This is a genomic window from Burkholderia sp. AU44665, from assembly GCF_030504405.1.
Taxonomy (GTDB): Bacteria; Pseudomonadota; Gammaproteobacteria; order Burkholderiales; family Burkholderiaceae; genus Burkholderia; species Burkholderia semiarida.
In genome coordinates this window covers 80,936-91,941 of sequence record NZ_JAUJRI010000022.1, presented here as the reverse complement: position 1 = coordinate 91,941, position 11,006 = coordinate 80,936, and the positions used below count along the sequence as shown (strand labels likewise).

Sequence of the window (11,006 nt, the reverse complement as noted above, 5' to 3'; positions counted from 1 at the left end):
ATGCTCCGCACCCCGCCGTTACCAGCGACGCACGACCGAGTGGGCTACTGCTGGCAGAACAGCAGGTCTTGTCCGGTTGCTATTGGCAAGACAGTTGTGATAGCGACTTTCAGGTCGCACCTGTATGAATGTACAGTATAGTATCCGTCGAACTCGACCGGCGCGGGTATCGCCCGTGCGACATCCGCCGCGGCGCGGCGGCACAGTGAATTCCGGCTAACTCATCCAGACGGGCAGGCAAATTGTCATCCAGCAATCTGATCCGCATTCGCGGAGCACGTCAGCACAACCTCAAGAATCTCGATCTCGACCTGCGCACCGGCGAAATGACGGTCGTCACCGGCCCGTCCGGCTCCGGCAAGTCGAGTCTCGTGTTCGACACGCTGTACGCGGAAGGCCAGCGGCGCTACGTCGAAACCTTCAGTGCCTACGCGCGGCAGTTCCTCGACCGGATGGATCGCCCGCAGGTCGAGCGCGTCGACGGCGTGCCGCCTGCGATCGCGATCGACCAGACCAACCCGGTCCGCAGTTCGCGTTCGACCGTCGGCACGATGACCGAGCTGAACGACCACCTGAAGCTGCTGTACGCGCGCGCGGCCGAGCTGTTCGACCGCAAGACCGCGCGGCAGGTACGGCACGACACGCCGGAGACGATCTACGCGGAGCTCGTCGCGCGCACGCAGGGCGACGATCCGCGCGTGGTCGTCACGTTCCCGGTCGAATTGCCGGAAGCGGTGTCCGACGAGGAAATCGCGCAGTGGCTGTCGGCGAGCGGCTACACGCGCGTGCAGGCGCAGCGCGAAGTCGCGTCGCCCACCGGGCCGCGCAAGATGCTCGACGTGGTGGCCGACCGCTTCCGCGTGCAGCAGGCCGACAAGGTGCGGGTGGTCGAGGCGATCGAGGCGTCGCTGAAGCGCGGCGGCGGCCGCGTGAACGTGTACGTGCTGGCGGCGGACGCGGAAAACGCGACGGCCGAGCCGCAAGTGTGGCGCTTCTCCACCGGGCTCCACGATCCCGATAGCGACCTGCGTTACGCGGAGCCGCAAGCGGCGCTGTTCTCGTTCAACTCGGCATACGGCGCGTGCGAAACCTGCCGCGGCTTCGGCCGCGTGATCGGCGTCGATCTCGGGCTCGTGATTCCCGATGCGCGCAAGACGCTGCGCGGCGGCGCGATCAAGCCGATGCAGACGCCCGCGTGGAAAGAGTGCCAGGACGACCTGATGCGCTATGCGGCGAAAGCCGGCATCCGGCGCGACGTGCCGTGGTCCGAGCTGACGGACGCCGAGCGCGACTGGGTCGTCAACGGCTCGCCGGACTGGAACGGCAAGTGGCAGAGCCAGTGGTACGGCGTGAAGCGCTTCTTCGGCTACCTCGAATCGAAAGCGTACAAGATGCACATCCGCGTGCTGCTGTCGAAATACCGCAGCTATACGCCGTGCGACGTGTGCGGCGGCGCGCGCCTGAAGACGGAATCGCTGCAATGGCGGCTCGGCTCGAAGGAGAATGCCGACGCCGTGCTCGCGCCGGCCGACCGCTTCATGCCGCGCGGCGTCGAATGGAGCCGCGCGCAGCTCGAAGCGGTGCCCGGCCTGACGGTGCACGATCTGATGCTGCTGCCGATCGAGCGCATCCGGCGCTTCTTCGACGAAATCGTGCTGCCGAGCGCGCTGCTCGACGACGCATTGAAGCTGCTGCTCGCCGAAGTGCGCACGCGCCTGAAATACCTGTGCGACGTCGGGCTCGGCTACCTGACGCTCGACCGGCAGAGCCGCACGCTGTCGGGCGGCGAGGTGCAGCGGATCAACCTGACCACCGCGCTCGGCACGTCGCTCACGAAAACCCTGTTCGTGCTCGACGAGCCGAGCATCGGGCTGCATCCGCGCGATCTCACGCGGATCGTCGAGGCGATGCAGCGGTTACGCGACGCGGGCAACACGCTGGTCGTCGTCGAGCACGATCCGTCGGTGATGCTCGCGGCCGATCGATTGATCGACATGGGGCCGGGCCCGGGCGAGCGCGGCGGCACGATCGTGTACGACGGCACGCCGTCCGACATCCGTTCCGCGCACACGCTGACGGGCGAGTATCTCGGCGGCCGCAAGCAGGTCGCGCATGCGTCGAACTGGGCGCGCCGCGCGGTCGACGCGAACACGCCGCGCATCGTGCTCGAAGGCGCGACCGAGCACAACCTGCGCGACGTCACCGTCGAAATTCCGCTGCAGCGGCTCGTGTGCGTGACGGGCGTGTCCGGCTCCGGTAAATCCACGCTGCTGCAGGACGTGCTGTATCCGGCGATGGCGCGGCATCACGGCAAGGCGACCGAATCGCCGGGTGCGTACCGCAGCCTGACGGGCGCCGACCAGGTCGGCGACGTCGTGTTCGTCGATCAGTCGCCGATCGGCAAGACCACGCGCTCGAACCCGGCGAGCTACGTCGGCGCGTTCGACGAAATCCGCAAGCTGTTCGCGAAGGCGCCGCTCGCGCTGCAGCGCGGCTACGGCGCGGGCACGTTCAGTTTCAACTCGGGCGACGGCCGTTGCCCGACCTGCGGCGGCTCGGGTTTCGAGCACATCGAGATGCAGTTCCTGAGCGACGTCTACCTGCGCTGCCCGGATTGCGACGGCAGCCGCTACCGTGCCGAAATCCTCGAAGTGCGAATCGAGCGCGACGGCCGCGCGCTGAACATCGCCGACGTGCTCGACCTGACCGTCAGCGAAGCGGCCGCGTTCTTCGCGACCGATGCCGAGGTGCTGCGCGTGCTGCAGCCGATCGTCGACGTCGGCCTCGAATACGTGAAGCTCGGCCAGCCGGTGCCGACGCTGTCGGGCGGCGAGGCGCAGCGCCTGAAGCTCGCCGGCTTCCTCGCCGAGTCGGCGGCGGCGGCGGGCGGGCGGCGGGTCGCGACGGAAGAGGCGCGCATCGCGCGCGCGAAACTGTTCATGTTCGACGAGCCGACCACCGGGCTGCACTTCGACGACATCGCGAAACTGATGCAGGCATTCGGCAAGCTGCTTGCGGCCGGCCATTCGCTGATCGTGATCGAGCACAACCTCGACGTGATCCGCGCGGCCGACTGGCTGATCGATCTCGGCCCGGAAGGCGGCGACGGCGGCGGCCTCGTGCTGTGCGCGGGCACGCCGGACGACGTGAAGGCCTGCGCCGAATCGCATACCGGCGTGGCGCTGCTGCAGTACGACCGCGCGATGGATGTCGGCGCGGTGCATACCGGCGCGGGGCATGCCGACGAAGGCAAGCCGTTGCAGGCCGTGCTGAACGCGGCGCGCGCGCGCCGGGCGATCGAAGGCGAGGACGTCGTGCGCATCGTCAATGCGCGCGAGCACAACCTGAAGGCGCTCGACGTCGACATCCCGCACGGCAAGTTCAACGTGATCACCGGCGTGTCGGGATCCGGCAAGTCGACGCTCGCGTTCGACATCCTGTTCCACGAGGGCCAGCGTCGCTACCTCGAATCGCTGAACGCGTATGCGCGCTCGATCGTGCAGCCGGCCGGCCGCCCCGAGGTCGATGCCGTGTACGGCATTCCGCCGACCGTCGCGATCGAGCAGCGGCTGTCGCGCGGCGGGCGCAAGAGCACGGTCGCGACCACGTCCGAGGTGTGGCATTTCCTGCGGCTGCTGTACGTGAAGCTCGGGCTGCAACACTGCATCCATGACGGCACGCCGGTCACGTCGCAATCCGTCGAATCGATCGCCGCGCAACTGCTGCGTGACCATCGCGGCGAACACGTCGGGCTGCTCGCGCCGCTCGTCGTCAATCGCAAGGGCGTGTATACGGATCTCGCGAAATGGGCGAAGGCGCGCGGCAGCACGCATCTGCGCGTCGACGGCGAGTTCGTCACGGTCGACCCGTGGCCGAAGCTCGACCGCTTCCGCGAGCACACGATCGAATTGCCGGTGGCCGATATCGTCGTGTCGCCGGACAACGAAGCCGAGTTGCGGCGCAGGCTCGACGAGACGCTCGAGCTCGGCAAGGGCGTGATGCACCTGCTCGCGCCGCTCGACGGGCTGCACGATGCGATGCGCAACGATCGTTCGACCGCCCGGGTCGGCGCGGTCAAGGTGCTGTCGGTCAAGCGTGCGTGCCCGGTGTGCGGCACGAGCTATCCGGAGCTCGACCCGCGGATGTTCTCGTACAACAGCAAGCACGGCTGGTGCACGACCTGCGTCGGCACCGGCGTCACGCTCACGCGCGAACAGCGCGCCGCATACGACGACACTGTGCTCGCCGGCGACGATCGCGGCCGCGAGCAAACCTTGCCGTCGGACGAGCAGGAACCGGAAGGCGTCGGCAACGAGCCGTGCCCCGATTGCCACGGCACGCGGCTGAACCCGTCCGCGCGCGCGGTCACGTTCGACGCGCATCCGATCGTCGAAGTCGCGCAATGGACGGTGTCGGACACGCGCCGCTGGATCGACGCGCTGGAACTCAGCGGGCGCGATGCGCAGATCGCGCGCGACATCGTCAGCGAGATCGGCAGCCGCCTCGCGTTTCTCGAGGAAGTCGGGCTCGGCTACTTGAGCCTCGATCGGGCGGCGCCGAGCCTGTCGGGCGGCGAAGCGCAGCGCATCCGGCTCGCCGCGCAGCTCGGCAGCAACCTGCAGGGCGTCTGCTACGTGCTCGACGAGCCGACGATAGGCCTGCATCCGCGCGACAACCAGATCCTGCTCGACGCATTGCGCAAGCTCGGCGACAAGGGCAATACGCTGGTCGTCGTCGAGCATGACGAGGACACGATCCGCCGCGCGGATCACATCATCGACGTCGGCCCGGGCGCGGGCAAGCGCGGCGGCACGCTGGTCGCCGAGGGCGCGGTCGCCGATCTGGCCGCGCAGCCGGATTCGGTCACGGGCCGATTGCTCGCGCAGCCGATGACGCACCCGCTGCAGCCGCGCCGCGGCGTGAGCCTGCCGGGCAAGAAGGGCGGCGAGGCCGTGCCGGAAGCCTGGCTGACCGTGCATGGCGCGACGCTGCACAACCTGCGCGACGTCACGGTCGGCATTCCGCTCGCGCGGCTCGTCGCAGTGACGGGCGTGAGCGGCTCGGGCAAGTCGACGCTCGCGCGCGACGTGCTGATGACGAACCTGCTGGACGCGGTCGGCCGCTCGGTGCTGTCGTCGCCGGCCACGCGGCGTGCGCGCAAGGCGGCGCAACAGGACGCACCGGCCACGAACCGCCGTTCGAGCGTGCTCGCGCGCAGCGCACCGCGGCCGTCGCTGAACGTCACGCATGCATGGCAGGGCTGCGAGTCGCTGAGCGGCTGGGAGCAGATCGATCGCGTGCTCGAGGTCGACCAGACGCCGATCGGCAAGACGCCGCGCTCGTGCCCGGCCACCTATATCGGCGTGTGGGACACGATCCGCAAGCTGTTCGCCGATACGCTCGAAGCGCGCGCACGCGGCTATACGGCGTCGCGTTTCTCGTTCAACACCGGCGACGGGCGCTGCCCGGCCTGCGAAGGGCAAGGCGTGCGCACGATCGGCATGAGCTTCCTGCCCGACGTGAAGGTGCCGTGCGACGTGTGCCACGGGCAGCGCTTCAATCCGGAAACGCTCGCCGTCACGTGGCGCGGCCGGAACATCGGCGACGTGTTGACGATGGAGATCGACGAGGCGGTCGAGTTCTTCGCGCCGATCTCGAACATCGCGCATCCGCTGCAGTTGATGAAGGACGTCGGGCTCGGCTACCTGACGCTCGGCCAGCCGTCGCCGACGCTGTCCGGCGGCGAGGCGCAGCGCATCAAGCTCGTCACCGAGCTGACGAAGGTGCGCGACGACATCACGCGGCGCGGCCAGAAGGCGCCGCACACGCTGTACGTGCTCGACGAGCCGACGGTCGGCCTGCACATGGCCGACGTCGCGAAGCTGATTCGCGTGCTGCACCGGCTCGTCGATGCGGGGCATAGCGTCGTCGTGATCGAGCACGATCTCGACGTGATCGCGGAAGCCGACTGGATCATCGATCTCGGGCCGGAAGGCGGCGTGGGCGGCGGCACGATCGTCGCGGCGGCGCCGCCGGAAGCGCTCGCGAAGGTGAGTGCGAGCCATACGGGGCGGGCATTGAAGCCCGTACTGGCGCGAACGGCATCGCCCGACGGCGAAACCGAGCGGCAGGGCGAAGCGCGCGTCGGTTAGACGCGGTGCTTGTCGCAAGCGGCCCCGGTGTCAGGCGAGATACCGAGGCCGCTTGCCCATGCGCCCATGCGATCGGCCCGCCGCCGCGCTCATTCGCCCTTGATGCCGATCGTCTCGATGATGGTTTCCAGTTGCGGGCTCATCGGCAGGTTGAGACTCAGGCCCGACGGAAGCGGGCGCAGGAACCAGCGCTTGTACTGGCGTGCGATCTCGCCGTCGGCGGCCAGTTCCACGAAGGTGTTCTTCACGACCTGCGCGAGCTGCGGATCGTCCTTGCGGAACATGATGCCGTACGGGTCGTACGACAGGTAATCGCCCACCACGTCGTACTGGCCGCCCTTGCCCGCATTCTCGGCAATCAGGCCGTACAGCAGCACGTCGTCCGTCGCGAACGCGTCGGCGCCGCCGTTCGCGACGAGCGCGAAGCCTTGCGCATGGTCCGGTACCACCTGCAGCTGGATCCCGAGCCTGAACCGCTGGTCCAGGTCGCGCAACGCTTTCTCGTTGGTCGTGCCGGCCGTCACCGCGACTTTCTTGCCCGCGAGATCGCGGAACGAGCGGATCGGCGCGCCGCGCTTCACCATCACCTTCGTGCCGGCCACGAAGATGATCGGCGAGAACGCCACGCGCTTCTGGCGCTCGAGGTTGCTCGTCGTGGAGCCGCATTCGAGATCGACCTGGCCGTTGACCACCGCGTCGATGCGGTTGTCCGACGTGACGGGCACCCAGCGGATCGTCAGGCTCTTGTTGACCGCATCCTCGATCGACGACACGAGCGCCTTGCACAGCTCGATCGAATAGCCGATCGGCTGGCGGCGCGCATTCAGGTACGAGAACGGTATCGACGCGTCGCGATAGCCGAGCGCGATCGTGCCGGTGCCGCGCACCTTCGCGAGCGTGCCGGTCAGTTGCGCCGGCGCGAACGGCTCGACGCGCGGCGGCGGGGAGGGCAGATCGTCCGCGCGCGCGGACGCGCTGGCGGCGAGCAGGCTCGCGAGCGCGAGCGCAAGCCGGAATCGCTGCATCTTCATCGGCGGGCCTCCGTCAGACTTCCGTCGGATGTGCGATCGTCGCTTCCTGTTCCGCTTCGATGCGCGCCGCGTTGGCCTCGGCTTCCGCCTCCGACATCAGTTGTCCTTCCCATTTCGCGACTACCGCGCTCGCGATCGAGTTGCCGACCGCGTTCGTGGCCGAGCGGCCCATGTCGAGGAACGTGTCGACGCCGAGGATCAGCAGTAGCCCGGCTTCCGGCAGCCCGAACTGGTGCAGCGTCGCGGCGATCACCACGAGCGACGCGCGCGGCACGCCGGCCATTCCCTTCGACGTGAGCATCAGCACGAGCAGCATCGTGATCTGCGTGCCGAGCGACAGATGGACGTTGTACGCCTGCGCGATGAACAGCGACGCGAACGTGCAGTACATCATCGAGCCGTCGAGGTTGAACGAATAACCCATCGGCATCACGAAGCTCGAGATCTTGCGGCGCACACCGAAACGATCGAGCGCGTCGAGGATCTTCGGATACGCGGCTTCGGAGCTCGCCGTCGCGAACGACAGCATGAACGCTTCCTTGATCAGCACCAGCAGCTTGAACACGCGCGGCCCGAGAAACAGCAACCCGGCGCAGACGAGCAATGCCCAGAGCAGGAACAGGCTCAGATAGAAATCCCCCATGAACACCGCGAACTTCAGCAGCACCGACAACCCGTTGACCGCGACGGTCGCGGCCATCGCGGCCAATACGGCGAGCGGCGCGAGCTTCATCACGTAGCCGGTGATCTTCAGCATCACGTGCGACAGTTGATCGATCGCGGCCACGAGGATCTTGCCGCGTTCGCCGAGCGCGGCGAGCGCCACGCCGAAGAACATCGAGAACACGACGATCTGCAGGATTTCGTTGTTCGCCATCGCCTCGGCGATCGACTTCGGCACCATGTGGCCGACGAAATCCTTCAACGTGAACTTGGAGGTCGCGAGGTTCGCCGATGCGCCGATGTCCGGCAGCGGCAGGCCAAGGTTGTCGCCGGGCCGCAGCAGGTTCGCCATCAGCAGCCCGAGCAGCAGCGAGACCAGCGACGCGGTGATGAACCAGCCGAACGCTTTCGCGAACACGCGCCCGACCGACGCCGCGTCGCCCATGTGCGCGATGCCGACGACCAGCGTCGAGAACACGAGCGGCCCGATCACCATCTTGATCAGCCGCAGGAACACGTCGGAGACGAGCGAGATGTAGCCGGCGATTTCGGTCGCGGCCTTTTTGTCGGGAAAGCTCGCGAAGACCATGTAGCCGATTGCGATGCCTGCCAGCATCGCGATCAGGATCCAGACGGCTGCAGCATTCTTTTTTCGCATCGAGAGCCTCCCATGCACCGGTTTCGCAATCGGGGATGGAAGGACGATACAGGACCAGAATGACGATGAACAGTGCAACCGGGTCCGGGTTTGCGCTAGCGCGGGGACGAGGCCAATCGGGCTCGACAATTGCGCCGGTGGCGCTTCGTGGCTGAAGCCGGCGCGGTCCGCAACGGGTTTGTGCGGAGCAGCACATTGCCCCATTCGGCGGTCGCGGGGGCGCGACGTCCGGCGCCGCTCCGCCATTTGCGCGTGTCCTGTGCCGGGCGATGCTGCGTTGCCGCGATTCCGCACGCGTCATGCGCGCGAGGACCGAGCCGGCGCGTGCTGAAATCGCATGCCCGAGCCGCGAGCCGGAAGATGCCGTCGATCAGCGGATGGGCGCGTTCGGCGCGTCGCCGCGCGGCTGTCGATCAGCCAGCCGGCGCGACCGATGCGCCCGTGATGCCGTGCCGGCGCAGCGAATCGGCGACGAAGCCCGACGCCTTCATCTCCTCGACGAACGCGTTCAGCACCGCGGCCGCCGCGTCGCCGCGGCTCTTCGGCACGCCCATCGCCTGCCGGATCACCATGAAGCGCTCGTCGAGCAGGCGCAGGCCCGGCGTTTTCGCGGCGTCGGCTTCGAGCTGCTGCTTCACGCCGGCCGCCACTTCGAGCTTTTGCTCGACGAACGTCGACACGACCGCTTGCGACGTCGGCGCGCGCACGATCCGCGCGGCTTTCAGTTCGCGGGTGAGGAACAGGTCGTATGCGCTGCCGTTGCCGACGGCCACGCGGTTGTGCGGCTGGTCGACGTCCGCATGGGTGCGGATCGGCGACGCGTCGGGCACGAGATAGAAACCTTCGATCAGCACGTACGGCGCGGTGAACGCGACGGTTTCGCCGCGCAGCGGATCGATCGCGAAGAAGCCGAAATCGGCGCGTTCGTCGGTCAGCGCCTGCACCGATTTGCCGGCGGCGTCGAACACCACGAGTTCCAGGTCGGCCGACAGGCGCTCGGCGAATGCACGGGCGAGGTCGATCGAGACGCCGAACGGTTCGCCCGTTGCCGGGTCGCGGTTCGCGAGGATCGGGTTGCCGAGGTTGATCGATGCGCGGAGCTTGCCGGTGGGGGTGAAGGCGGAGACGACAGCAGGAGCGATGGGCATGAGCGGACTCGCGGGAGGCTTGGGGTCGGTCGGGTGACGGGTGCGCGACAGCGCGTCGATGCCGAGCTTATCATCGGGACGCCCGATGTAGCATGCCGCGGGCGTGGCCGCGTCGAAACGCCGAGCCGGCACGCGACTTTTTTAATCGGTCGTGACCCGATATGTCGGCACGAACGCGAACCGCGTTCGCATGTCACTGACGCATCGACCCCTGCCTGTCGGTCGCCGTCGCCGGATTGCATGTCGCCCCGTCAACGGGGATCAAGGTCAGACATGCTCGCGAAGGTAACGGATGCACGCCATTCGGAGGCCCGCCCGATCCGTCGAGGCGTCCGGAGAAGCGGGCGTCGGCGCCGGTTCGGCATGCGCGAGCCGTTGCGCGAGTGCGGCGCTGTCGGCCGGGCCGGCCGATTTCGCGATCTGAAGCGAAGCGTGGCCTATCCAGACGCGATCGCGCCACTCGCATTTCGCACGATGGATGACCAGCCACGCTTGCAGCGATTCGGCGAGCTGGAACGGCGAAAGCCACGCGCGCGTCTGCCTGCGGGTGACGAGTTGCATGACAACGAGGAAGTAGAGCAGATCGACGTACTGGGTCCGGCCGCGCATGGTCCTTTTTGGGGTTGTCGGTGCTTGCGAGTGCGCCGGTGTCGGATTACTGCTGAACGCTGAGCGCCTTCTCGATCGCGGCAATCAGCTTGAACGCATCGCTTCGCCCGATCAGAAGCCCGCGGCTGGTGTACTCGCACCCGAATGCGTAGAAGCTCGGCAGCAGTGTCACCATGTCGTTCTGCTGATCGAAGTCGACTTCGCATTTCGTCAGCGGGAAGAACGGAGGCGCCTCGGCCGGCATGTTGTGCACGATGTCCTCCTAGTACATTTTTCGGGGCGGCAACATGCGCTTGGCCCGCAGGCGCTGCCTGGCAACGGCGCTGGCCTTCTTCCGCTTGCGCTCCGTCGTGGGCTTCTCGTAGCCGGTGCGGGCGCGCAATTCGCGAATCAGCCCGGTTTTCTCGATGCCGCGCCGGAATCGCCGCAGCGCGACATCGATCGGTTCGTTGAGCTTCAGCGTAATTGTCGTCATGTAGATCCTGTCGGGAAAGGCTGGAACGGAAAGCTAACCGAGCCGCGTCATGACGGCGCTGGCTATCTCGTCGGATTCGAATTCCGAATATCCTGCTCCGATCGAGAGCGCACGTACCGCCATGAACATGTGCAGCTCGGGTTGGTGGCACATCGCTGAATCGGCGATTCTGGCGGGAACGACGGCGTCGATCCGGGTGACTTCATGCCGTTCGATCAAGCCGAGCAGTTCGTCGATGATCATTTCGTCCTCCAAAATACCGAAAAATTG

At 67.2% G+C, this 11,006-nt stretch carries 8 protein-coding genes; 1 reads left to right on the top strand and 7 read right to left on the bottom strand.

Going from position 1 to position 11,006, the window contains the following annotated elements; genetic code table 11:
* Window positions 1-242: 242 nt before the first annotated feature.
* The gene (uvrA, locus tag QZM15_RS28665; RefSeq protein WP_302107733.1) at window positions 243-6,152 is read left to right on the top strand and encodes an excinuclease ABC subunit UvrA; all 5,910 of its coding nucleotides are present in this window, start codon (window positions 243-245) and stop codon (window positions 6,150-6,152) included.
* Between the two features lie 89 nt (window positions 6,153-6,241).
* On the opposite strand, the gene QZM15_RS28660 is transcribed toward uvrA, so the two are convergent.
* From QZM15_RS28660 to QZM15_RS28630, 7 genes are all read right to left on the bottom strand, one after another.
* Entirely contained in the window at window positions 6,242-7,183 is a 942-nt protein-coding gene (locus QZM15_RS28660; RefSeq protein WP_059577419.1) for an amino acid ABC transporter substrate-binding protein, read from the bottom strand.
* Window positions 7,184-7,196: 13 nt separating this feature from the next.
* The gene (locus QZM15_RS28655; RefSeq protein ID WP_060967163.1) at window positions 7,197-8,504 is read right to left on the bottom strand and encodes a dicarboxylate/amino acid:cation symporter; all 1,308 of its coding nucleotides are present in this window, start codon (window positions 8,502-8,504) and stop codon (window positions 7,197-7,199) included.
* A gap of 413 nt (window positions 8,505-8,917) precedes the next feature.
* Window positions 8,918-9,652, bottom strand: coding sequence for an ABC transporter substrate-binding protein (locus tag QZM15_RS28650; RefSeq protein ID WP_060967484.1), 735 nt, complete (start codon window positions 9,650-9,652; stop codon window positions 8,918-8,920).
* Window positions 9,653-9,919: 267 nt separating this feature from the next.
* Entirely contained in the window at window positions 9,920-10,261 is a 342-nt protein-coding gene (locus QZM15_RS28645; RefSeq protein ID WP_059637813.1) for a hypothetical protein, read from the bottom strand.
* A gap of 46 nt (window positions 10,262-10,307) precedes the next feature.
* On the bottom strand, window positions 10,308-10,514 hold the full coding sequence (locus QZM15_RS28640) for a hypothetical protein (protein ID WP_059637811.1): 207 nt from the start codon (window positions 10,512-10,514) through the stop codon (window positions 10,308-10,310).
* Between the two features lie 9 nt (window positions 10,515-10,523).
* Complete coding sequence (gene rpsU, locus QZM15_RS28635) at window positions 10,524-10,736, bottom strand: 30S ribosomal protein S21 (RefSeq protein WP_059577430.1); 213 nt, start codon at window positions 10,734-10,736, stop codon at window positions 10,524-10,526.
* Window positions 10,737-10,769: 33 nt separating this feature from the next.
* Entirely contained in the window at window positions 10,770-10,979 is a 210-nt protein-coding gene (locus QZM15_RS28630) for a hypothetical protein (RefSeq protein ID WP_302107732.1), read from the bottom strand.
* Between the last annotated feature and the right edge of the window lie 27 nt (window positions 10,980-11,006).

What these genes read in the sequence shown, in the direction of transcription:
- QZM15_RS28660 (WP_059577419.1), bottom strand. Translation starts at nt 7,183, where the DNA reads ATGAAGATGCAGCGATTCCGGCTTGCGCTCGCGCTCGCGAGCCTGCTC.
- QZM15_RS28655 (WP_060967163.1), bottom strand. Translation starts at nt 8,504, where the DNA reads ATGCGAAAAAAGAATGCTGCAGCCGTCTGGATCCTGATCGCGATGCTG.
- QZM15_RS28650 (WP_060967484.1), bottom strand. Translation starts at nt 9,652, where the DNA reads ATGCCCATCGCTCCTGCTGTCGTCTCCGCCTTCACCCCCACCGGCAAG.
- QZM15_RS28645 (WP_059637813.1), bottom strand. Translation starts at nt 10,261, where the DNA reads ATGCGCGGCCGGACCCAGTACGTCGATCTGCTCTACTTCCTCGTTGTC.
- rpsU (WP_059577430.1), bottom strand. Translation starts at nt 10,736, where the DNA reads ATGACGACAATTACGCTGAAGCTCAACGAACCGATCGATGTCGCGCTG.
- QZM15_RS28630 (WP_302107732.1), bottom strand. Translation starts at nt 10,979, where the DNA reads ATGATCATCGACGAACTGCTCGGCTTGATCGAACGGCATGAAGTCACC.